Here is a 21267-nt window from a genome sequence, read left to right as displayed (position 1 = left end):
GGGACGGCTCTACGATGACGAATATTACCGCAGTATGGCGTCGAATATTCGACAGTGGGAGCTCTCATGATCCTGGACAGATTCCGAATCGACGGCCAGGTCGCCGTCGTCACCGGCGCGGGGCGCGGCCTCGGCGCGGCGATCGCGGTGGCTTTCGCGGAGGCGGGGGCGGATGTCGTCATCGCATCCCGCACCAAGAGTCAGCTGGACGAGGTCGCCGAGCAGGTGGCGGCGGTGGGCCGCCAGGCCCACGTGGTGCCGGCGGATCTCAGCGATATCGAGGCGACCGCCGGACTGGCCACCGTGGCCGTCGAACGCTTCGGGCGGCTCGATATCGTGGTCAACAATGTCGGCGGCGCGCTGCCGTGCCCGCTGCTCGATACGACACCGGATGCGCTGGTGGAGGCATTCAACTTCAACGTGACCAATGCGCATGCGCTGGTTCGCTCGGCGGTGCCGAAGATCCTCGAAACCGCCGGTGGCGGTTCGATTCTCAATATCACCTCGACCATGGGCCGCCTGCCCGGCCGCGCCTTCGTATCCTATGGAACGGCGAAAGCGGCGCTGGCGCATTACACCCGGTTGGCGGCAATGGACCTGAATCCGCGCATCCGGGTGAATGCCATTGCGCCCGGTTCGATTCTCACCTCGGCGCTGGAGATCGTGGCGGGCAACGACGCGATGCGCACCGAGCTGGAGACCAAGACGCCGCTGCACCGCATCGGCGAACCCGAGGATATAGCCGCCGCCGCACTGTATTTGGTGTCGCCCGCCGGAAAGTACGTCACGGGCAAGGTACTCGAACCCGACGGCGGCCTGATCGCGCCGAATCTCGATCTCCCGCTTCCGGATCTGTCATGAGCTACCGCGTAGTCCAATGGGGCACCGGGAATGTCGGTGCGCATGCGCTGGCGGGCGTGATCGCGAATCCGGATCTCGAGCTGGTCGGGGTGTGGGTGTCGGGTCCGAAGAAGGACGGGCTCGATGCGGGAACCATTGCCGGCCTCGATGATCCGGTCGGTGTGGCCGCGACGACGGATACCGGGGCGATTCTGGCCGCGAAACCCGACTGTGTCGTCTACTGCTCGATGACCGACAATCGGCTGCTGGAGGCCGTCGAAGATCTGCGCGGATTACTCAGCGCGGGCATCAATGTGGTGGCGTGCGCGCCGGTGTTCTTCCAGTATCCCTATGGTGTGCTGCCCGACGAATTGCTCAAGCCGATCCAAGAGGCTGCGGCACAGGGCAATTCGTCGCTGTGGGTCAACGGTATCGATCCCGGTTTCGCCAATGATCTGCTGCCGCTCGCGCTCGCGGGCACCTGCCTGCGCATCGACCAACTGCGGTGTCTGGAAATCGTCGACTACGCCAGTTACGACAACCGCGAGGTCATGTTCGACATCATGGGCTTCGGCAAACCGCTGGACGAGATCCCGATGTTGTTGCAGCCCGGGGTGCTGTCGCTCGCCTGGGGCGGCACCGTGCGCCAGTTGGCGGCGGGAATCGGTGTCACCCTCGACGCGGTTACCCAGACCTACGAGCGCATCCCCGCTCCCGAGTCCTTCGATATCGCCACCGGCCATATCGCCGAAGGTACCGTCGCGGCACTGCGTTTCGAGGTTCGCGGGATGGTCGGCGACGAGCCCGTGACCGTTCTCGAGCACGTCACGCGCCTGCGTCCCGACCTGTGCCCCGACTGGCCGCAGCCCGCGCACCATGAGGGCTCCTATCGCGTCGAGATCACTGGCGAGCCGAGTTACGCCATGGATCTGGTCACCTCGAGCCGCAATGGCGACCACAACCACGCCACCCTGCTGGCGACAGCGATGCGCATCGTCAACGCGGTCCCGGCCGTGGTGCAGGCACCATCAGGCATCCTTACCGCCCTCGACCTCCCGCTCATCACCGCACCCGCTACTCGCCCGGCGTAGTTACCCGAGAATCGCGTCGCCTTACCTCTGCGCAGCTTCGCACCCCCGGGCGGGGGTGCGAAGCTCGACAGGGTGCCGCTGTTACTGGGCGAGGGCGGCGAGGGCGCGGTCCACGTCAGTGGCGCTGTTGTAGAGGTGGAACGAGAATCGAAGGCCCCCGCCGCGAGCGGAGGTGAGCACGCCTGCCGCCTCCAAACGGGGTGCCGCATCGCCCGCACCCGACACGGCGACAATCGCCGAATCCGCTGGCACCGACTCGAATCCCAACTCCGCCAGCCCATTTCGGAATCGGGTGGCGAGTTCGCGGTTGTGCGCGCCGATCTTGTCGACGGTCAGCTCTTCGATCAAGGACAGTGCGGAGCGGGTGGCGATGACGCCGAGCCAGTCCGGTGTCGAATCGAAACGCCGGGCGGTCGTGGGCAGTGCGATCGGTTCGTACAGCTCGGCCCAGCGATCGGCCGCCGCGTACCAGCCGGGGCTGATCGGGCGCAGCTGCGCGGCCGCTTCCGGCGGTGCGGCGAAGAAGGCCACGCTGCGTGCGCCAATCAGCCATTTGAAGGTTGCGCACACCCAGTAGTCGGCATCGACGAAACGCAGTGGCACCCAACCGGCGGCCTGGGTGGCATCGGCGAGCAGCCGGGCATTATGCGCCAGAGTTGCCGCGCGCAGCGTCGGCAGATCGACGGCTCGACCGTCCTTCGACTGGACCACGCTCACCGCCACCAACGCGGTCTCAGGCCGGACCTCGTCGGCGATGCGCTGCAACGGCACGAACCGGACGTTCAGGTCTCCGCGGTGTACGAAAGGCATGGAGACAGAGGAGAATTCGCCTTCCGCGAGCAGTACCTCCGCTCCCGGTGGCAGCGCGGCGACCACCGGCGCCATCAACCCCGCAACCGTGCTGCCCAGCGCGATATCGTCGGCCGAAGCGCCCGCGAGCAGTCGCGCGAATCCGGCCCGCAATTCGGGTACCAGATAGTCCCGCGTCGTCGGTGCGGCACGGCCGGCCGCCCAGAGCGCGTTGAACTCCTGCAGTGCCGCCAATGTTCGTGCGGCGGGCAACCCGTGCGAAGCGGTGTTCAGGTAGGCGGTCTCGGTCGTGAATTCAGCGGGCGCAAGGGAGGACATGTTTTCACCCTCCGCCGCCACCGCGGTTCCGGTCGAGTGCCACCCGGAAGATAGTGGCCTCAAATCCGGCAACCTGTCCTATTTCTGTGTCGCCCACATGTTCGTCAGCAGTTGGTAGCTGGGGGTGTCGGCAAGGGCCTGCATGGATTCGTAGATGCGCTGGTAACTGGTCGAGGTGATGCGCCAGTGGCCGTCCGGATCGAGTCGATAGGTGTCGGAATAGTAGCCTGCGCCGCGGATGAGGACGCCGTATTCGGTGGCGATCACGGTGTCCTCGAAAGCCCATGAGCCCGTTGCCGTTTCGCCGTCCACGGTGATCTCCGGATGGTTCGCGATGTGCGTGGTGACCACGGAGGGGCCGAGGTTCTCGCGCATGAATGCGGTGACGGCGTCGCGACCGTCGAGGGTCAGTGGTTCACCGAGGGCGTGGGTGCCGTAGCGTCCGGCGACGTCGACGGCGAGGGTATCTCCGAAGTCGTCCCATTGTTTGAGATCGAGGGTCCGGAAGTAACGGTACTTGAGCTGGCGGACGGCTTCGATGGCGGCGAGATCCATCCGTTCAGCTTGGCATTTGCCGGGGCTTCAGACAAGAACCTGTTCTACTTTCTTCGGGCGGTCGCGGCGTGGTCGGCCAATGCCTCGAGTACGTCGACCCGGCTCGCGGGTACTTCGATGTCCATCGCGATGGCATCCGGGCCCGCCGTGGCGAAATCGAAGCCGAAGAATCCGCAGCAGGAGCTCTCGCGGGCGGCGAGGTCGCGGGCGATGTCTTCGTGCGTTGCGGCCAGCTCCAGCCGCAGACGGGTAGGCGCGATGCGTTCGACCCGACGCAGCGCGGCCGCGAAGAGATCGGTGAACTCGGCCACGCGCAATGGCTGCTCCGCCGTCGGCAATGTGCAGGCGTCGGGCACCCAGAGCGGGTTCTCGCTCATGCCTGCGGCCTGCGCCTCGCCGGCGCTCGGCTCCGGCACGAGCGAGTGCTCGGCTGTGTTTATTGTTTGCTCGCTCATTGCGTCCACCTTCGTGAGGATGTTGGCATATATCGAAAGGGTAGTGCAAGATTCTGAGCGGCCATGGGCGTATCCGGGGTGTCGCCGTCCGACCCATCGGGTACTCGATCGAGTGGAGACGGTTTCGACCGCATCCTTTGCACTGAAAGTTACCGACCAGGAGTCCGCAATGACCGAAGGTCCTGTTACGCACCCGCCCCTCCACGAACCATCCCTCAATCAGCAGTTCGCGCTGAAGGCCGCCGCGCGCCGTCTGGAGCGCGAATTCGACAGCACCCGCGACGAAGCCATCGAACGGTGGCTGTATTCCGCTTACGACTACCTCGCGGATCACGCCACCATCGACAACTTCCTGCCGCTACTGGCCGAGCGCTACACCCGTGAACTGCTCCGCGCCCTGACCGAGGAACACGCCGACTAGTCGCATTGCGCCGCGGCTCGCCGCAATGCCGCTTCCGCGTCGGCGCTGATGCGCCGCACCAGATCAGCGGCGGATTCGAGACTGCCGATCAGGTCGACATTCTCACCCGCCCAGATCGGTGCACAGTCGAGATCACCCTGCTCGGCCGCCGCCCGATAGCGTTGCCGGGCAAGGGGATCGGCCGCGAGTTCGGTCTCCCGTCCGGCCCATTCGTCGAGGAATCGGTTGCGCAGGGTGCGTGCGGTGTACTCGGCGGGCCACGGTGATTCGCGGGCGATATCGATGATGCGGTTGCGTTCGGTGTCGCCGCCGCGTGCATCGATGATGGCCTTGGCTTCCTCGGCCGAGAGCAACGATTCGTATGTCGCCTCGAAGCGAGTACCGATCAACGCGCCCGCCGCACCGAGTACGACTGCGGCGGCGAGCCCACGTCCATCGGCTATACCACCCGCGGCGAGCACCGGCGTACCCGCCGCCATATCGACAACCGCGGGTACGAAGGGCAGCGTCGCCCGCCCGCCGCCGTGCCCGCCTGCCTCCGCACCCTGCGCGATCAGCACATCGGCTCCGGCCTCCAGGGCGCGGGCCGCCTCGTCCGTGGTGGTGACCTGGACCAGCAGCGGAATCCCGGATTCCCGGACCACGGCGGCAAACGGAGTGGGGTCGCCGAAGGACAGCAGGATCGCGTGCGGTCGGCGCGCCACCGTCCTTCGTACGGTGTCGAGATCGATGGCCCAGCTCAACAGGCCGATGCCCCAGGGCTTTTCGGTGTGAGCGGCGAGCAACGCACATTCCTGATCGAGTAGCCGCTCGTCACCGCCGCCGCCACCGATCAGGCCGAGTCCACCGGCCTCGGAGACCGCCGCGGCCAGTTCACCGCCCGCGACGCCACCCATCGGTGCGAGCACCACGGGATGCTCGATGTCGAACAGGTCGGTGAACTCGGTGCGCAGTGCCATCGAAAAACCCCTTCCGTCGCTATCGACGATAGTCAAGGGTTATCAGGCCGTCGGTCTCCGCCCGTGATCTTGTCAGGCCCGATCCCAGTCGTGACCCCAATAGCTATCGGCGGTCATTTCCTCCGCGGTGTAGGTGTTCTCGTCCACCAGCATGCCCTCGGTGCCGAATTCGAGATCCCAGCCGCCTGGAGTGCGCACATAGAAGGAGATCATTTTGTCGTTGGTATGGCGGCCCAACGTCGAGGACAGGTGATATCCGGCCTTGTTCACCCGGTCGAGCGCACGGCCGACATCGTCGAGACTGTCGACCTCGACCATGACGTGCACCAGCCCCGAGCCCTCCTGACCGCCGGAGGGAATCAGCGCCAAGCTGTGGTGGCGCTGATTCACACCGAGGAAGCGGATGCGCACCGGACCGTATTCGGGCGGTGTGTGCAGCCGGAACGCACCACGCGGCAGGAAACCGAGGACGTCGGCATAGAAGTGGAAGGCGCCGTCGAGATCGGGCACCGGCAGCACCGCGTGGCCGAGGCCGAGTCCCGCGGTGACGAAACGGTTTCCGTACTTGCCGACGACCGGACTGTGGTCCAGTACGGGTCCGTGGAAGATCTCGACGGTGGTGCCCGCGGGATCACGGAAGGTGATCGCCTCTTCCACACTGCGGGCATCGGCCTCGGCCACGGTGAGCGCGGTGACTTCGATTCCGGCCTTCTCCACGGCTGCTCGTGCCGCGGCGAGTGCGCGATGGTCGCGAACCTCCCAGCCGATGGCGAGCACCCTATCGGTTTCGCCTGGCACCAGGACCAATCGTGCGACGTGCTCATCCATGCGCAGATAGATGGCCTCCGGATCCGGCCCGGTCCCCTCGGCGAAACCGATCACATCGAAGGCGAAGGTGCGCCAGGCATCCGGATCGCTGACCGCGACCCGCACATAGCCGAGCGAGCTGATGATTGCCATATTCTCCTCATTCATAGGTGACCCGGACCGCATCGGTGACCGGAACCGCCTGGCAGGCGAGTACATAGCCGTCGGCCAGGTCTGCACGTTCCAGAACTTCGTTACGCAGCAACTTCACTTCGCCGTCGACGACACGACAGACACAGGCGCTGCAGGCGCCCTCGCGGCAGGAGTACGGAGCCGCCATACCGCGCGCGAGCAGCACGTCCAGCAGTACGGTATTGCGCGGCCAGGCGAATTCGTTGGTGGCGCCGTCGAGTTCGACCTCGACGATGGCAGCGTCGTCGGTGTCTTCGACCTCGGTTTCGGCGAAGGGATCGCCGGAGATCGAGACGAATTTCTCGACGTGCACCCGGTCCATGCCCAGGTTGCCGGCGGCTGTGACGACAGCATCCATGAAAGGTGCTGGGCCACAGACGAATAGCTCGCGGCTGGTCCACGGTGTGATCAAGGTGGTCAGTGTGGGCACTGATGGTAAGCCTTGAACAGCCTCCAGCCAATGCAGCGCAACGAGCCGGTTCGGGTGCTCGGCGGTCAGCGACCTCAGTTCATCGGCGAAGATCACCGATTCCTCGTCGCGATTGGCGTAGATCAGCGTGCACCGTCCAGTGCCCTGCGCCAGTACCGATTTCAGGATGGACAGCATCGGGGTTATCCCACTGCCCGCCGCCAATAGGAGCAGATCGGTGTCGAGTGAATCGGGTGTGAAGAGCCCCGCGGGCGGCAAGCTGTCGATTGTCATGCCGGGAACAGCGTTGTCGCACAGCCAGTTCGAAGCGTATCCGTCCGCTGTCCGCTTCACGGTGACCGCGACTCGGCCCTCGTGCGGCGCACTGGACAGCGAGTACGAGCGCGCCACCGAACCGGTTCGTTCGCTGGGTATCCGCAGGGTCAGAAACTGGCCGGGCCGATAGGTAAGGTGATGCTCCGGTTCGGCGACCAGTTCCAGCGAGACCGCATCCTGGGTTTCGGCAGTTACTCGAACAACTCGAAGCGTCACCGCCGCATTCACAGCAAATCCCCGTCGCGGGTACTCAACCCGACTTCTCCCGCGCTGACGGCTTTTTCGATGCTGTCGCGCAATGCCGCACACCCGCGCACGGGACCGCCGTCGTTACGAGCGAACTCGGCACAGTGCGCGCGAGCGACCGAATTCCACTGCACGCTGGTGTGCGCGGGGCTGAATTTGACCACCGACACCTGATTCCGGCAGGCATGGCAGGTGATGCAATCCATTACCGATCCGTTCAGGCATCCGCGCGTTGCGCGGCCAGATTCTCGGCGACCTCGGCCTCCCATGCCGAGACGGCACGGGTGGTGTCGACCTCGAATTCGAAGCGGTCGGTCATCTTCGACTCCACCTCGGCGATATCGGTGTAGAACTGCTCGTACCAGCGCCGCAGCTGGTAGACCGGCCCGTCCTCCTCGCACAGCAGCGGATTGTCGATGCGGGTCTTGCGTTCCCAGATCGCCACATCCTGCTCGAAACCGCGCCCGAGTCCATTGGCGAAACGTACCGCCATCGCATCGGCATCTTCCGGCGACAGGCCGGGCAGCTTCTTGACGATCGCGCCGTACTGCAGCACGAACTTCGTGGGCGAAACCGGGTAGTGGCAGTTGATGAGAACGGATTCGACCCGCTGCCCGCTGGATTCGTTGACCAGGTAATCGATCATGTAGGAGGGGCCGTAATAGTGCGCCTCCGAATGCAGCGTGTTCTCCGCGCCCGCCTCCTTGGCCAACTCGCCCTGCGCATCCGCGCGTCCGATCGAGGTCATGTACTGACTGGCGATGTGGCCCTCGAAAACATTCTTGAAGTAGGTCGGAAAGGCGAAGTGCACGTAGAAGAAATGCGCCATATCCACCACGTTGTCGATGACCTCGCGGCAGTTCGCGCCCTCGATGGTGATCTGGTTCCAGGTCCAGTCGCTCCATTCGTCGCTGAATGCGCCCTCGATGCGAGGGATCGTGATATCCGCGGGCGGCGGATTGCCTTCGGGATCGTTCCAGACGAACAGCTGCCGGTTCTGCTCCAACGTGATCCACGATTTGGTCCGGGCCAGCGGTGGTACGCGGCGCGCGTAAGGGATTGCGGCACAACGGCCATTGCCTCGCCAGCGCCAATCGTGGAACGGGCAGGCGATGGTGTCGCCCTTGATAATGCCGTCGCCGAGGTTGCCGCCCATATGTCGGCAATAGGCGTCGAGCACATTGAGGGTGCCGTCCGCGCTCGCGAAAACCACCAGTTCGGTGCCGAGGATTTCGATGGTGTGCGGTTTGCCGTCGCGGAAGTCGTCGGCGAGGCCGACGCAGTGCCAACCTCTGGCATACCGGGTGGGCGGGGTGCCGGTGTCGATCACGCGCACCTGATCGTCGGTCATGGTTCCTCCACGTTCGTCGGGCTGTCGTTTCGATGGTTCGGCGCGCCGATGGACGCGCAAAGGTGTGGTCTCACTGGCCGGGAGACGGCTCAGGCGGTGGTAAGGCGCTCGAATCCGGAGCGGTAGAACAGCAGCGGATCGGCCTCGCGGCCCGCGCCCAGTGCGGTGACATGGCCGATGACGATGGTGTGATCGCCGCCGTCCAACTCTGCGCCGAGCTCGCAATCGATCCATGCGATGGATCCGTCGAGCAACGGTGAACCGTTGGGGGAGCGGGTCCAGTCGAGTCCGTCGAACTTGTCGGGTCCACTGCGGCCGAGTTGTCTGCACACCTGCTCCTGATCGGCGGCGAGCACGTTCACGCAGAACTTGCTCGCCGTGCGGATCCGCGGCCAGGTGGTGGAGGTCCGGGCCGGGAACAGTGCCACGGCAGGCGGATCCAGCGATAGTGCGGAGAAGGACTGGCAGGCGAACCCGACGGGCTGCGCGCCGTCCAGGGCAGTGATCGCGGTGACTCCGGTGGCGAATCGGCCGAGGACGGCCTTGAAGTCGAGCACGACGGCCATAGCGCTCCTAGTTTCGACTAGAAATATTCCGTTTCGCCATGAAGGAAAGCGGCGCGCGCGGTCGGCTGTCAATGGTCGGTTCCGGCTACCGAGAAGATCCGTAGCGATCTCCGTAGTTTCCGGGATTCGACGTCGTCCGCGTGACGGCACTGTGATTGGGGACACAAGCAGGTATGCCGAAAACGGACATGCCTAATCGAAATACTTCTAAGCTGTATGAGCTACACAATGGAGGTGCGCCATGACGGTCGAGGTGCTGACCGGTCCGGGATCCGACGAGCTGTTATCGGGTCCGGGTCGTCCGACCACCCGGCCCGCGCAGCCGCCGGTTTCCATGATCGAGCGAATGACGCTGATCCTAGACGCTTTCGACGGTTCGACACCGACTCTGACGCTGCTCGGATTGGCCGAGCGAACCGGCCTGCCGCGGTCCACGGTGCACCGCATCCTGGACCAGATGATTCGGCTGCGCTGGTTGGCGCACGCGCCCGGCGGCTACCGCCTCGGCTTGCGTCCGCTGGAACTCGGCGGACTCGCCGCCGATCACAATGAGATTCGCGATGTGGTGAGCCCGCTGCTGCACGAACTGAGTCAGCGGACCGGCATGGTGGGCCACCTCGGCGTGCTCGACGGACGCGAGGTGCTGTACCTGGACAAGGCCGGTGGCCGCTACACCGCGAGCATCCCGACCCGCCTCGGCGGCCGGATGCCCGCGCACAGCACTGCCCTCGGCAAGGCGATACTGGCATCGCTGGAGCCGAGCATTATCGAGACGTCCTTCCGGGACCGGTTGCCGCAACTGACGCCGCGGACCATTTGCGACCGGGCGGAACTGCACCGTGAATTGACCCGCATCCGGCATCGGCAGGGAATTGCCGTGGACAACGAGGAGTCGGTGACCGGGATCTCCTGCGTCGCGGTGCCGATTCGCGGGCGCGGAGCAGCCATCGGTGCACTCTCGCTGTCCGGTCGAATCGGTGGGGATCGAACGGCGTTGGATACCGCGCGTTTGGCGCGGGTGCTGGTCGAGGTTGCGCACGAGGCAGGGCGGGCGATGTTTCCGCGCCACGCTCGATGGCGGTGATTCGGGTCTGTCGAGCACGACCTGCCCGGCGCTCGGCTAGCGTCGGGGTGGGACCTTGGACCTCGCGCGCCTACCGTGACAGCCGGCTGCTCAGCATCGGCGGCGCCGACGAAGTCATGCTCCGCGTGCTGTCCATGATGGACGGCTTCACCGACTGAACGCCCCGAATCAGTTCAGTGCGGGATCGAGTCGATGATCGCGCGTGCGCCCTGGCGCAGCAGGTCCGCGCCGACGAAGAAGCCGAGGGCACTCGGGTCATCCGGGACGCCCCAGTGTTTGGCGTCCAGCCATTGGCTGCCGTCGAGGTTGAAGACCTTGCCGTGCAAGGTGAGTCGTCCGGTGGGGTCGGTCGTCGCGTATCCGGCGATCGGGGAGTTGCAGTGGCCCTGCAGTGCGTGCAGCATCGCGCGCTCGGCATCCGCGTGCCGGTGGGTGGCCGGATCGTCCAGGCGCGCACCGAGATCGAGGAGTTGGATGTCGTCGTCGCGGCACTGCAGTGCGATGACGCCGGCCCCGATCGGCGGGCACATGGTGTCCAGGTCGAGGGTTTCGGTGATCCGGTGTGCCTGGTCGACGCGGTGCAGCCCGGATACGGCCGCGATCAGCACATCGATATGGCCCTCTTCGAGGCGCGCCAATCGGGTATTGACGTTGCCGCGCAATGGTTTCACCGCAAGATGCGGATAGTGCAGTCGCAGCTGCGCGGTCCGGCGCACGGAACTGGTGCCGACGACCGTGCCGTCGGGGAGTTCGGCCAGCGGCGCGCCGGTTCGGGTGATCACCGCATCGTGCACGTCCTCGCGCGGCAGATAACCGGCGAAGGCGAGCCCTTCCGGTACCGGAATATCACCGGGAATGTCCTTGAGGCAGTGCACCGCCAGATCTGCCTCGTCATCGAGCAGGGCTCGATCGATCTCCTTGACGAAGGCGCCCTTGCCGCCGAGCTTGGACAGATCGCCCATCCACCGATCGCCCGCCGTGGTTACCTTGACCAGTTCGCTCTCGACCCCGAGCCCGGCCAGCAATCCGGCGACCTGCTCGGCCTGAGCCAGGGCCATCGGGCTGGATCGGGTGCCGATCCGAATAATGCGCGTACGCGACATGCGGCGAGACTACTCCCGGCACTCGCGCCCCGATCACGGGGGCGTGTCCCACTCAGCGGGACTTTGCACCCGAAATATGCCTAAGCGGTATAGTCCTATCGTGACCGAAGCGAAGTCTCCGGCGAGCGCCGAAGTTCCCGACCTGCCGACGACGAGTTGGGCCGTGCTGGGCATGCTCTCGCACGCCGACGAACTCTCCGGCTACGACCTGAAGAAATGGGCCGACTGGAGCCTGCAATTCTTCTATTGGAGCCCGTCGTTCAGTCAGATCTACGCCGAGCTCAAACGCCTCGAGAAACACGGTTACGCCACCTCGCGCACGGTGCTGCAGGACGACGGCGTGCGCGGTAAGCGCATGTACGCCATCACCGAGAGCGGTCGCGCGGCGGCGGCGCAGTGGGTGAACCATGCACCGGTGGAGGCGCCGGTGCTCAAGCACAGCGTCATGTTGCGCGCCTGGCTGGGGCATCTCGCCGAACCGGACCGATTGCGCGAAATTCTCTCCGAGCACATCGGATACGCGGAGCGGATGCGCAAACTCGCCGAGGTCGACGCCGAGGGCGCCGACGAGAATCCGGACTGGGCCTATCCGGGCGCGGTATTGCGCTGGTGCATACGGCATTACGAGGCCGAGCGGGATTTCGCCGAGGCGCTGCTGGCCGACGTCGATAAACTCGCGACAAAGACCGCTCCGAAGAAGTCCGCGAAGGGCAAGGGGCGCCGCGCTTCCTGATCCCGCTCACTGAGTGGGATGGCGCTTGATATGTCTAATAGAAATACTTCTACTAGTCATATGCGCATCGAATTCGCACAGCAGCGTTCGCTGGACACGATCGAAACGGCGCTCGCCGCACTGGCCGCGGGTGGCATGGTCGTGGTCGTCGACGACGAAGATCGGGAGAACGAGGGCGATCTGGTCCTCGCCGGCGCACTGGCGACGCCCGAAGCGATCGCCTTCATGGTCCGCCACACCAGCGGCGTGCTGTGCGCACCGCTACCCGGCGCTGATCTGGATCGGCTCCGGCTGCCACCGATGACACAGACCAACGAGGATCCCAAGGGGACCGCGTACACGGTCTCGGTGGATGCGGCTTCCGGTGTGACGACCGGGATTTCGGCCGCCGACCGCGCCCGCACCGTGCGCGCCCTTGCGGATCCGCGCACCACGCCGGACGAGCTGACCAGACCCGGCCACGTCTTCCCGCTGCGCGCGCATCCCAGCGGTGTGCTCGGCCGCGCCGGCCACACCGAGGCCGCCGTCGACCTGACCCGCCTGGCCGGACTGCGACCCGCAGGTGTGATTGCCGAAGTCGTGAACGACGACGGCTCGATGGCCCGTCTGCCGCAGCTGCTCGACTTCGCCGAAACCCATGCACTGCCGATCATTTCGATCGCCGATCTGATCGCCTACCGCCGCCGGGCCGAACCCACCCTGACCAGGGTCGTGGAGACCCGCCTGCCGACTCGATACGGCGAGTTCCGCCTCATCGGCTACTGCGACGAGATCTCCGGAGCCGAAACCCTCGCACTGGTTTTCGGCGAACCGAGTGGCGAATCCGTATTGGCGCGGCTGCATTCGGAATGCCTCACCGGTGACGCTCTCGGCTCACTGCGCTGCGATTGCGGCGACCAACTCGACGCCGCGCTGCGTGCGGTCGCCGAGGAGGGCAGTGGCGTGGTGGTCTACCTGCGTGGACAGGAGGGGCGGGGCATCGGATTGTTGAACAAACTGCGGGCGTACGAATTACAGGATCGCGGCGCCGACACCGTCGAAGCGAATCTCGCACTCGGGTTGCCCGTCGATGCCCGCGGGTATGCGGCGGGTGCGCAGGTGCTCGCCGATCTCGGCATTCGGTCGATTCGGCTGCTCAGTAACAACCCGGCCAAACAGGCGGGCCTGGAACAGTACGGGGTCACGGTCGCGCGGCGGCTGCCGCTGCAGGCGACGCCGACCGAACACAACATCCGCTACCTGCGCGCCAAGCGCGATCGGATGGACCATCAACTCTCGGGTGTGGACGCCGAACCAGCAAGGGCCACCTCGTAGTAACGAATCTTTTCCGATCTTCGTCGACGAATGCTCGCTATTTGCCGTGAGATTGCCGACATGTGCATGTTTCACTACGGAGATTTTTCGTTCGAGTCGTGCGTCGCGGGTCGGGCTGCTTTCCTGATGGAGTCAGGATGGAGAGTCCGCGAGTTGGGTGAGCCGGAAGTCGGGGACAGCGGTGCACCGAATACCGATCCAACAGCAGCATTTCCGCTCCCGGTGGTTGTGGTCGTCCGCTGGCGTGCTACTTACCGCGGTGGCGGTCACGATCTGGGCCGCCGGAAGCGAGCCGCACTCGTCGTGCGAGGCGACACATCCGGTGCCGGACACCGGGACCGCTACTTCGCGAATGATGGTGGCGAGCAGTAGCACCGGAGTCGCCAACTGGCATGCGGTGGACGCGCCGCCGTCCACACGCCCGGGCCAGGCACGGTACTACGCGTTCGGCCCCGGTATCGCGTGTTCGTTCACCGGACTGCCGACGAGCGGCTTCTATGTAGGGGTCTCCACTCGGGAGTATGGGCACGCCGATCTGTGCGGTGCGTATCTCGATGTGCACGGCCCACGCGGCGACGTCCGAGTGCTCATCGCCGACCGCTGCCCGGGATGTGCTTCGGGACAATTGGATTTGAGCACCGCGGCCTTCGAACAGATCGCGAATCGATCCGACGGTGTCGCGCAGATCCGCTATTCGCTGGTCCGCGATCCGCTTCCCGCACCCGAGCTGATCTACGAGTTGAAGCCGGACTCCTCGGCCTCCTGGCTGGCAATGCTGGTCACCGGATCGGGCAACCCCATCCAACGGGTGGCATTACGGTCCGCGATGGGCGGGCCGTGGCAGGAGCTCGATCGCGGCATGGACAACTACTGGACGATCAGCGGCGCCGGGTCGGGACCGTTCTCGGCGCAGGTGACCGATGTCCACGGTCACCAGGCGGAAATCACCGGGATCTCCCTGGAGCAGGGCCAGCGGTACACCGGCATGAGCCTCTATACCGAGCCTGCCCCGGAACCGCCGCCCGCCCCGGCGCCGGAGATTACCGATACGACACCGCAGCCGCCGTCAAGCGTCGCCTCGACGGGCTGTGCGAGCTAGCGCCGTATCTCTGCTCGGGCCCGGGGGTTTCGTCGAACGTAGTCGAATGGAGGTCGCCCACGCCGAATTCGACCGCCGTATCACGCTGCTCGGCGAGCTGGCGGAGGTGGACAGGGCAGCAAGCAATCTGGACGCGGCACTAGCTCAGTTTCATTGCCAGGGCCCGTCCGGCGGCACGGCCGGAGAAAATGCAGCCACCGAGGAAGGTGCCCTCCAGTGCGTTGTAGCCGTGCACACCGCCGCCGCCGAATCCGGCGACCTCGCCCGCGGCATACAGTCCCGGCAGCGGCGTGCCGTCCGGCCGCATCACCTGCGAATCCAGATTGGTCTGTAGTCCGCCGAGGGTCTTGCGGGTCAAGATATTGAGCCGCACCGCGATCAGCGGCCCGCTGGCCGGATCGAGGATGCGATGCGGTTTGGCCACGCGGCCCGCCTTGTCGCCGAAGTACTGGCGCGCATTGTTGATCGCCATCAGCTGCGCGTCCTTGGAGTACTTATTGGCGACATCACGATCGCGGGCGACGATCTGCTGTTCCAACTCGTCGAAGTCCAACTGCGGGCCGCGCGCGATCTTGTTCATGCCATCGACCAACTCGCGCAAGGTGTTCGCTACCACGAAGTCGACACCGTGCTGTTTGAACGCCTCGACCGGACCGGGCGCACCCTTGGCCACCCGGCTCTTGAGGGTGAGCTTGAGATCCTTACCGGTGATATCCGGATTCTGCTCCGAGCCCGATAGCGCGAACTCCTTCTCGATGATCGACTGGGTGAGCACGAACCACGAGTAGTCGTAGCCGGTGGCCAGGATCTCCTTCATGGTCGAATTGGTGTCGAAGCCCGGGAAACACGGTGCGGGCAAACGCTTTCCATTGGCGTCGAACCACAGCGAGGACGGACCGGGGATGATCCGGATGGCGTGATCGGGCCAGATCGGATTCCAGTTGTTGATGCCCTCGGTGTAGTGCCACATGCGATCGCGATTGACGATGGCGCCGCCCGCGGTCTCGGAGATGCCGAGCATCCGCCCGTCCACATGCGCGGGCACACCGGAGATCATGGTCTCCGGCGCCGGACCGAGCCGTTCGGTGGGCCAGTTGCGGCGGATCAGCTCGTGATTGTGGCCGATGCCGCCGGAGGTCACGATCACCGCCTTGGCACGGAATTCGAAGTCGCCGATTACATTTCGTGACGAAGCCCGACCGCGTTCCAGATCAGTATGCTCGAGCACACTGCCGCGCACGCCGACCACCGCACCGTCCTCGACGATCAACTCGTCGACCTGATGCCGGAAACTGAAGCCGACCAGTCCGCGGCGCTCACCCTCGAGTACCGGTTCCTGGAATACCCGCACCACCTCGGGGCCGGTACCCCAGGTGAGGTGGAAGCGCGGCACCGAATTGCCGTGCCCATCGGCGAAGGCGCCACCGCGCTCGGCCCAACCGACCAGCGGCGTCACCCGTAAACCCAACTCGTGCAGATAGTCCCGCTTCTCGGTGGCCGCGAAGCGCACATAGGCCCGCGCCCACTGGCGGGCCCAGTAGTCCTGGTCCTCGCGGTCGAAGCCCGCCGAACCGAACCAATCCTGCAGTGCCAGTTCGTAGGAGTCCTTGATGCCGAGGCGGCGCTGCTCCGGACTGTCCACGAAGAACAGTCCGCCGAGCGACCAGAAGGCCTGGCCGCCGAGGTTATTGCGATTCTCCTGGTCCAGCACATGCACCTTGCGGCCGGCCTTGACCAATTCGTGGGTCGCCACGAGCCCGGCCAGGCCCGCACCGACGACGATGACATCTGCCTCTTGCGTGAATTCGGCACTCGGGTCGGTCATGGTCATCCTTCGGTTTCGGTGCTGTAGGCCAGCACGAGGTGGCAGAAAAGATCGGTGCGCCGCATGCGCACTTTGCGGCTGCGGGGTTCCATCAGCACTTGAACGGCGGTGCCGTCGTGCACCGCGACCAGGGCCTGTCCGAGCGCGACGGGATCTGGCACGGTCCGGCCGACGCGGCCAAGTGCGGCGACTATCGTCGGCATCAGTGCCGCGACGATCGCCTCCTCGCGGCCGGCCATCACCTGCCGTAGGCCGGGTGTGCGCAGCGCGTGCGAGGTGAATTCGGCGGTGATGCGGAACCAGTCCTCATCGATCGGCACGGCGCGGTCCAAGCGTTCGACCGCGGCGCGGATATCGGCGACGCCGTCGACCGAGAAGCCGTCGAGGGTCGCGCGGATACCGGCGATCATGGCGGCCGATCGCTGCTCCCACATGGCCAGGAACAACTCGTCGAGCGAGGTGAAGTTGGAGTAGAAGGCGCCACGGGTGAACCCGGCCCGTTCGCAGACGCGCTCCACCGAGGCGCGGCCGAAGCCCTCCTCGGCGAAGACCTGATACGCGGCGGTGAGCAGGCGTTTACGTGTTTCGGTGCGCCGGCGGGTCACCCGGCGCACCGGGGTATCCGCATCGGTGGTCGAGGCCAATGCGCACCTCCTCGGGCATCCGTTCCATTCGATACAGCAATGTATTCAATACAGAAATGTATCAGAAGGCCGACTCGCCTTCGGCGGAACGGGTGAACCAGCGCGGTCGGCAGGGATAATCCGAAGAGACCGTTCTCCCTGTCGGTGAGGAGTGACCGGTATGAATGCGAGTGCGGCGACCACGGGCATGACCGGCTGGCGGGTGCGACGGCCGGGAGCGATCGATGGCGGACCGCTCGACTTCGTTCGCGAAGCGGTGCCCGAGCCCGCGGCCGGTGAACTGCTGGTGCGGGTACTGGCCTGCGGGGTCTGTCGCACCGACCTGCATGTCGCCGAGGGGGATCTGCCGGTGCATCGGCCCGGTGTAGTGCCCGGGCACGAGGTGGTGGGGGAGGTGGTGGCACAGGGGCCGGGATCCGCTGGGGCACTCGGCTCTTCGGCTCCCGGATTCGCGGTGGGTGATCGCGTCGGCATTGCCTGGTTGCGCCACACCTGCGGCATCTGCCGGTACTGTCTGCGCGGCGCGGAGAATCTTTGCCCGAATTCGGAGTACACGGGCTGGGACGCGGACGGCGGTTACGCCGAATATGCCACTGTCCCAGCGGCTTACGCCCACCGGCTGCCCGGCGGATACAGCGATATGGAAACCGCGCCGCTGCTGTGTGCCGGGATCATCGGCTATCGGGCGCTGCAGCGCGCCGATCTGCCGAGGGGTGGACGGCTCGGTATCTATGGCTTCGGCGGAAGCGCGCATATCGCCGCACAGGTCGCGCTGGCGCGCGGTGCCGAGGTGCATGTGATGACCAGGGATCCGGCCGCGCGCGAGCTGGCCGCCGACCTCGGCGCGGCCTCGGTGCAGGGTGCGGCGGATCGGCCTCCGGTGCAATTGGATTCGGCGATCTTGTTTGCGCCGATCGGCGAGTTGGTGCTGCCCGCTATGGAAGCACTCGATCGTGGCGGCATCCTTGCCATCGCGGGTATCCATCTCAGCGACATCCCGGCGCTGAACTATCAGCGGCATCTGTTCCAGGAGCGCGAGATTCGCTCGGTGACTGCCAATACCCGCGCCGACGCGCGCGAATTCCTCGCGCTGGCGGGCGAACACCGTATACATGTGACCACAACGGGGTACTCCCTCGGTACGGCGGATCGAGCCCTCGCGGATCTCGCATACGGACGTTTCACCGGCGCAGCGGTTCTCATCCCATAGGCGCCCGAATCATCGTGTGCGGGAACAGATTCCAGAACACGATTCAGCGCTGAACCGGTCTCGCTTCAGCTGAGTTGCTTGACGCGACTCTCTATCGTTCTTACCTTCACGGATATAGCCGGGTGACAGTTGTCTCTGACAATCGTCACCCGGCTTCTCACAACGGCGTGAGAGGTGATCACGATGGAAATCCGGAAGGTAAGAATCTTCGAGAAGTGGCGGCTGGCACCGGTATTCGCTGTGCTATTGCTCGTCGCGACGGCGGGGGTGGTGACCAGCATCGGCGCGCAGGCACGGGCGGACTGTGCCGCGGTCGACGTGGTCGTCGCCAGAGGCACGGGGGAACCCGGGTGGCTCGGCTCCGTCGTCGGCGACCCGCTGTATGACACGCTGCTTCAAGCACTTCCGGTGAGCAGCAGCGCTTACCGGGTGGACTACCCTGCGGACCTGCTCGACCCCACGTCGCTCAGCCGCGGTACCCAGGACATGACCGACCATGTCATTCGGCAGTCGCAAATGTGCCCGGATCAGCAGTTCATCCTGGTCGGCTACTCGCAGGGCGCGGCCGTCGTGCACGGAGTCGTCGGCACCGGCATCGTGACCGCGCTGCCCGGGATCTACGTGCTCCCCGGCGATCTCGAATGGAAGGTCTCCGCGGTTCTGCTGTTCGGTGATCCCCTCCGCCTGATCGGCTGGGGTGTCCCCGGCAACTATGCCTGGAAGGCCGCCGATTACTGCACCGGTGGTGATCCGATCTGCGGTGGCGGCTTCGACCCGAGCCAGCACACGAACTACGGCTGGGCGTTCTGGCCGGCCGCGGATTTCGCGGCAGGCCGGGTGTAACCGGGAAATCCGCGCGGCGGGGTCGAGCATCGATCCCGCCGCCGGTGTGTTCGCACGAGATTCATGCCGATGGCACCCGGGCGTGGGACAGTCTGAAGTATGAGAGCGTATCGCCGCATCGGCATGATCATTGCGGGACTCGTGAGCATCGCCCTGGTGGCGGGGTGCGGTACCGCACCCGACAGCGGTCACCCGACCACCTCGACGGCACCGGGGGTGATCCCGCTCATCTCGACCGACGATCTGCGCGGCGCGCAGTCGGACGAGATACATCTGTTCGGGCTCAACGATTTCCACGGCAATCTGCAACCGCCGACGGGTTCGACCGGCAAGATCGCCGGGCACGACGCGGGCGGTGCCGCCTACCTCGCGACCCATCTTGCCCGGTTGAAGAAGGCGTATCCGGCCAGTGCCGTGGTGTCGGCGGGGGACAATATCGGCGCGAGCCCGCTGGTCTCCGGACTCTTCCACGACGAGCCGACCATCACCTTTCTGAATTCCATCGGACTGGCCGCCTCGTCGGTGGGCAATCACGAATTCGACAGCGGCGTAGTCGAATTGGCGCGTTTGCAGCAGGGCGGATGCGCGCTGGCCGGATGCTCGCCCGGCGCGCCGTTCACCGGAGCGAAGTTCCCCTTTCTGGCCGCCAATGTCACCGGTGCGGACGGTAAGCTGCCGCCCACGCTGCGGCCGTGGACGATGCTCGAGGTCGGCGGACACAAGATCGGTGTCATCGGTACGGTGACGCCCGAGACGGCGAGCATCGTGCTGCCGGAAGGCATTCGGGGCTACACCTTCGGCGACGAGGTCGCGGCGATCAATCGCTATGTCCCCGAGGTGAAGTCGGCCGGCGCGCAAACGGTGGTCGCGCTGGTGCACGACGGTGGTGTGCAGAAGACAGCTCAGAATGCGGCGGTCGACTACAACGGTTGTGCGAATATCTCCCCCGAGGTCACCGCATTGGCGACCGGTGTCGATCCCGCGGTGCGGGTGTTGTTCACCGGACATTCGCACCAGCCGTATGTCTGCACCATCGACGGCAAGGTGGTTACCCAAGCCGCCTCCTACGGTCGGCTGATCACCGATGTCACCCTGCGCTTCGGCGCCGACGGTGTGCAGGCATCGGCGGTCAACCGGGTGGTGACCAGGGAGGTCACTCCGGACGCGGCCACCACCTCGCTGATCGACTTCTATGCCGAGCAGGCCAAACCGCGCGCGGAGCGGCCGGTCGGCGTCGCGGCGGCGTCGCTGCCGCACGAACCGGCGGGCTCCGGCGAATCGCCGCTCGGTGATGTCATCGCCGACTCGATGCTCTCGGTCACCGCGGGCGCACCAGCGGCGGCGGTCGCGGCCTTCATGAATCCGGGCGGTGTACGCACCGATCTGAAGTCCGGTCAGATCAGCTATGGCGATATCTACAGCGTGCAGCCGTTCGGCAATCAGGTCGTCACCGTCACCATGACCGGCAGTCAGATCCTGCGTCTGCTCGAGCAGCAATGGAGCAACGGCAAGGCGACCGTGCTCTCGCCCGCCGGGCTCACCTACACCTATGTCGAGTCGAGTCCGAAGGGCAGCAAGGTCGTCGCCGATAGCGTGCGCATCGGCGGCCAACCACTCAACCCGGTCGCCACCTACCGCATCACCACCAACAGCTTCCTGGCTTCGGGCGGCGACGGTTTCACGGTCTTCACCGAGGGCACCGACAAGACTGTCGGCCCCATCGATCTCGAGGCTTTCGAGACCTATCTGAATGGCCGCCCCCCGCTGGAATCGCCGCCCGCCCGCGCCGGGAAGCGCTGAGCGGGTGGGCAAACGCGGTGTCCCGATTAAGGTTTCGCGTTCGGGCATTATCTGAAAACTGTTGTAACACACAATATTAGCGACGGCCATTGGTGACCATTCACACATCGTCCTCGGCCGTCGTTCGCTTGCTCGAGGCTAGCTGCGCCGATTAAAGTTACCCACCAGTAGGGCAACGGTGTTCCTGCATTGGCTCAGCAAACTGTTGGTTGGAAGCCGAAATCAATGATGTCCGCATTCACTGCTGCATGCCGGG

General features: G+C 65.4%; 22 protein-coding genes and 1 pseudogene. 11 read left to right on the top strand and 12 right to left on the bottom strand.

Annotated features, from left to right (window positions below):
- The first annotated feature begins 66 nt into the window (after positions 1-66).
- Together ACQPYR_RS26045 and ACQPYR_RS26040 are read left to right on the top strand one after the other, a co-directional pair.
- Positions 67-861: an SDR family oxidoreductase gene (locus ACQPYR_RS26045; protein WP_433621561.1), complete on the top strand. Its 795-nt coding sequence runs from the start codon at positions 67-69 to the stop codon at positions 859-861.
- Positions 858-1931, top strand: a complete 1074-nt coding sequence (locus ACQPYR_RS26040; protein ID WP_433621560.1) for an NAD(P)H-dependent amine dehydrogenase family protein — start codon at positions 858-860, stop codon at positions 1929-1931. The genes ACQPYR_RS26045 and ACQPYR_RS26040 overlap by 4 nt, the downstream gene beginning before the upstream one ends.
- Positions 1932-2012: 81 nt before the next feature.
- Here the strand turns inward: ACQPYR_RS26040 and ACQPYR_RS26035 are convergent, their stop codons facing one another.
- The 3 genes from ACQPYR_RS26035 to ACQPYR_RS26025 all read right to left on the bottom strand — a co-directional run bounded on the left by ACQPYR_RS26035 (position 2013) and on the right by ACQPYR_RS26025 (position 4069).
- Entirely contained in the window at positions 2013-3059 is a 1047-nt protein-coding gene (locus tag ACQPYR_RS26035) for an aminotransferase class V-fold PLP-dependent enzyme (RefSeq protein ID WP_433621559.1), read from the bottom strand.
- A 78-nt stretch (positions 3060-3137) separates the two neighbouring features.
- Complete coding sequence (locus ACQPYR_RS26030) at positions 3138-3614, bottom strand: nuclear transport factor 2 family protein (RefSeq protein ID WP_364472488.1); 477 nt, start codon at positions 3612-3614, stop codon at positions 3138-3140.
- Between the two features lie 44 nt (positions 3615-3658).
- Positions 3659-4069 (bottom strand): hypothetical protein, encoded by a 411-nt coding sequence (locus tag ACQPYR_RS26025; protein WP_433621558.1) that lies wholly within the window; start codon positions 4067-4069, stop codon positions 3659-3661.
- Between the two features lie 169 nt (positions 4070-4238).
- On the opposite strand from ACQPYR_RS26025, the gene ACQPYR_RS26020 reads away from it, so the two are divergent.
- Positions 4239-4490: a three-helix bundle dimerization domain-containing protein gene (locus tag ACQPYR_RS26020; protein WP_433621557.1), complete on the top strand. Its 252-nt coding sequence runs from the start codon at positions 4239-4241 to the stop codon at positions 4488-4490.
- Here ACQPYR_RS26020 and ACQPYR_RS26015 read toward each other — a convergent pair.
- The 6 genes from ACQPYR_RS26015 to ACQPYR_RS25990 form a co-directional block, all read right to left on the bottom strand.
- On the bottom strand, positions 4487-5449 hold the full coding sequence (locus tag ACQPYR_RS26015) for an NAD(P)H-dependent flavin oxidoreductase (protein WP_433621556.1): 963 nt from the start codon (positions 5447-5449) through the stop codon (positions 4487-4489). The genes ACQPYR_RS26020 and ACQPYR_RS26015 overlap by 4 nt on opposite strands.
- Before the next feature lie 72 nt (positions 5450-5521).
- Positions 5522-6409, bottom strand: coding sequence for a VOC family protein (locus ACQPYR_RS26010; protein ID WP_433621555.1), 888 nt, complete (start codon positions 6407-6409; stop codon positions 5522-5524).
- Between the two features lie 7 nt (positions 6410-6416).
- Entirely contained in the window at positions 6417-7409 is a 993-nt protein-coding gene (locus tag ACQPYR_RS26005; protein WP_433621554.1) for a 2Fe-2S iron-sulfur cluster-binding protein, read from the bottom strand.
- 8 nt (positions 7410-7417) lie between these two features.
- Positions 7418-7645: a hypothetical protein gene (locus ACQPYR_RS26000; protein ID WP_433621553.1), complete on the bottom strand. Its 228-nt coding sequence runs from the start codon at positions 7643-7645 to the stop codon at positions 7418-7420.
- A gap of 11 nt (positions 7646-7656) precedes the next feature.
- Positions 7657-8790 (bottom strand): Rieske 2Fe-2S domain-containing protein, encoded by a 1134-nt coding sequence (locus ACQPYR_RS25995; protein ID WP_433621552.1) that lies wholly within the window; start codon positions 8788-8790, stop codon positions 7657-7659.
- 89 nt (positions 8791-8879) lie between these two features.
- A complete protein-coding gene (locus ACQPYR_RS25990) occupies positions 8880-9356 on the bottom strand; it encodes a flavin reductase family protein (protein ID WP_433621551.1) in 477 nt (158 codons plus the stop codon).
- Between the two features lie 241 nt (positions 9357-9597).
- On the opposite strand from ACQPYR_RS25990, the gene ACQPYR_RS25985 reads away from it, so the two are divergent.
- Together ACQPYR_RS25985 and ACQPYR_RS25980 are read left to right on the top strand one after the other, a co-directional pair.
- The gene (locus ACQPYR_RS25985; RefSeq protein ID WP_433621550.1) at positions 9598-10440 is read left to right on the top strand and encodes an IclR family transcriptional regulator; all 843 of its coding nucleotides are present in this window, start codon (positions 9598-9600) and stop codon (positions 10438-10440) included.
- Positions 10441-10496: 56 nt separating this feature from the next.
- Positions 10497-10598 (top strand): annotated as a pseudogene (locus ACQPYR_RS25980) (acyl-CoA dehydrogenase); the annotation flags it as partial.
- Positions 10599-10613: 15 nt separating this feature from the next.
- Here the strand turns inward: ACQPYR_RS25980 and hemC are convergent.
- Entirely contained in the window at positions 10614-11543 is a 930-nt protein-coding gene (hemC, locus tag ACQPYR_RS25975; protein ID WP_433621549.1) for a hydroxymethylbilane synthase, read from the bottom strand.
- Positions 11544-11643: 100 nt separating this feature from the next.
- Between hemC and ACQPYR_RS25970 the strand changes: the two genes are divergently transcribed.
- From ACQPYR_RS25970 to ACQPYR_RS25960, 3 genes are all read left to right on the top strand, one after another.
- A complete protein-coding gene (locus ACQPYR_RS25970; protein WP_364472449.1) occupies positions 11644-12276 on the top strand; it encodes a PadR family transcriptional regulator in 633 nt (210 codons plus the stop codon).
- Between the two features lie 60 nt (positions 12277-12336).
- Positions 12337-13590, top strand: coding sequence for a bifunctional 3,4-dihydroxy-2-butanone-4-phosphate synthase/GTP cyclohydrolase II (locus ACQPYR_RS25965; RefSeq protein ID WP_433621548.1), 1254 nt, complete (start codon positions 12337-12339; stop codon positions 13588-13590).
- 259 nt (positions 13591-13849) lie between these two features.
- Entirely contained in the window at positions 13850-14689 is an 840-nt protein-coding gene (locus ACQPYR_RS25960) for an expansin EXLX1 family cellulose-binding protein (RefSeq protein WP_433621547.1), read from the top strand.
- 139 nt (positions 14690-14828) lie between these two features.
- Here ACQPYR_RS25960 and ACQPYR_RS25955 read toward each other — a convergent pair whose 3' ends face one another.
- Entirely contained in the window at positions 14829-16520 is a 1692-nt protein-coding gene (locus tag ACQPYR_RS25955; protein WP_433621546.1) for an FAD-binding dehydrogenase, read from the bottom strand.
- Positions 16517-17158 (bottom strand): TetR/AcrR family transcriptional regulator, encoded by a 642-nt coding sequence (locus tag ACQPYR_RS25950; RefSeq protein ID WP_433621545.1) that lies wholly within the window; start codon positions 17156-17158, stop codon positions 16517-16519. Before ACQPYR_RS25950 ends, ACQPYR_RS25955 begins: the two co-directional genes overlap by 4 nt.
- A gap of 160 nt (positions 17159-17318) precedes the next feature.
- Here ACQPYR_RS25950 and ACQPYR_RS25945 point away from each other — a divergent pair, with 160 nt between their 5' ends.
- The 3 genes from ACQPYR_RS25945 (at position 17319) to ACQPYR_RS25935 (ending at position 21011) form a co-directional block, all read left to right on the top strand.
- A complete protein-coding gene (locus tag ACQPYR_RS25945) occupies positions 17319-18368 on the top strand; it encodes a zinc-binding alcohol dehydrogenase family protein (protein ID WP_433621544.1) in 1050 nt (349 codons plus the stop codon).
- 183 nt (positions 18369-18551) lie between these two features.
- Complete coding sequence (locus ACQPYR_RS25940; protein WP_433621543.1) at positions 18552-19211, top strand: cutinase family protein; 660 nt, start codon at positions 18552-18554, stop codon at positions 19209-19211.
- A gap of 99 nt (positions 19212-19310) precedes the next feature.
- On the top strand, positions 19311-21011 hold the full coding sequence (locus ACQPYR_RS25935; RefSeq protein ID WP_433621542.1) for a bifunctional metallophosphatase/5'-nucleotidase: 1701 nt from the start codon (positions 19311-19313) through the stop codon (positions 21009-21011).
- Positions 21012-21267: the final 256 nt, after the last annotated feature.

The organism is Nocardia sp. CA-120079 (assembly GCF_050955745.1).
Taxonomy (GTDB): domain Bacteria; phylum Actinomycetota; class Actinomycetes; order Mycobacteriales; family Mycobacteriaceae; genus Nocardia.
This window is presented reverse-complemented; position numbering and strand designations above follow the sequence as displayed.

What these genes read in the sequence shown, in the direction of transcription:
- ACQPYR_RS26000 (WP_433621553.1), bottom strand. Translation starts at nt 7,645, where the DNA reads ATGGATTGCATCACCTGCCATGCCTGCCGGAATCAGGTGTCGGTGGTC.
- ACQPYR_RS25990 (WP_433621551.1), bottom strand. Translation starts at nt 9,356, where the DNA reads ATGGCCGTCGTGCTCGACTTCAAGGCCGTCCTCGGCCGATTCGCCACC.
- ACQPYR_RS26025 (WP_433621558.1), bottom strand. Translation starts at nt 4,069, where the DNA reads ATGAGCGAGCAAACAATAAACACAGCCGAGCACTCGCTCGTGCCGGAG.
- ACQPYR_RS26010 (WP_433621555.1), bottom strand. Translation starts at nt 6,409, where the DNA reads ATGGCAATCATCAGCTCGCTCGGCTATGTGCGGGTCGCGGTCAGCGAT.
- ACQPYR_RS26030 (WP_364472488.1), bottom strand. Translation starts at nt 3,614, where the DNA reads ATGGATCTCGCCGCCATCGAAGCCGTCCGCCAGCTCAAGTACCGTTAC.
- ACQPYR_RS25935 (WP_433621542.1), top strand. Translation starts at nt 19,311, where the DNA reads ATGAGAGCGTATCGCCGCATCGGCATGATCATTGCGGGACTCGTGAGC.
- ACQPYR_RS26045 (WP_433621561.1), top strand. Translation starts at nt 67, where the DNA reads ATGATCCTGGACAGATTCCGAATCGACGGCCAGGTCGCCGTCGTCACC.
- ACQPYR_RS25940 (WP_433621543.1), top strand. Translation starts at nt 18,552, where the DNA reads ATGGAAATCCGGAAGGTAAGAATCTTCGAGAAGTGGCGGCTGGCACCG.
- ACQPYR_RS25955 (WP_433621546.1), bottom strand. Translation starts at nt 16,520, where the DNA reads ATGACCATGACCGACCCGAGTGCCGAATTCACGCAAGAGGCAGATGTC.
- ACQPYR_RS26020 (WP_433621557.1), top strand. Translation starts at nt 4,239, where the DNA reads ATGACCGAAGGTCCTGTTACGCACCCGCCCCTCCACGAACCATCCCTC.
- ACQPYR_RS25965 (WP_433621548.1), top strand. Translation starts at nt 12,337, where the DNA reads ATGCGCATCGAATTCGCACAGCAGCGTTCGCTGGACACGATCGAAACG.
- ACQPYR_RS26035 (WP_433621559.1), bottom strand. Translation starts at nt 3,059, where the DNA reads ATGTCCTCCCTTGCGCCCGCTGAATTCACGACCGAGACCGCCTACCTG.
- ACQPYR_RS25985 (WP_433621550.1), top strand. Translation starts at nt 9,598, where the DNA reads ATGACGGTCGAGGTGCTGACCGGTCCGGGATCCGACGAGCTGTTATCG.
- hemC (WP_433621549.1), bottom strand. Translation starts at nt 11,543, where the DNA reads ATGTCGCGTACGCGCATTATTCGGATCGGCACCCGATCCAGCCCGATG.
- ACQPYR_RS25945 (WP_433621544.1), top strand. Translation starts at nt 17,319, where the DNA reads ATGAATGCGAGTGCGGCGACCACGGGCATGACCGGCTGGCGGGTGCGA.
- ACQPYR_RS26040 (WP_433621560.1), top strand. Translation starts at nt 858, where the DNA reads ATGAGCTACCGCGTAGTCCAATGGGGCACCGGGAATGTCGGTGCGCAT.
- ACQPYR_RS25995 (WP_433621552.1), bottom strand. Translation starts at nt 8,790, where the DNA reads ATGACCGACGATCAGGTGCGCGTGATCGACACCGGCACCCCGCCCACC.
- ACQPYR_RS26015 (WP_433621556.1), bottom strand. Translation starts at nt 5,449, where the DNA reads ATGGCACTGCGCACCGAGTTCACCGACCTGTTCGACATCGAGCATCCC.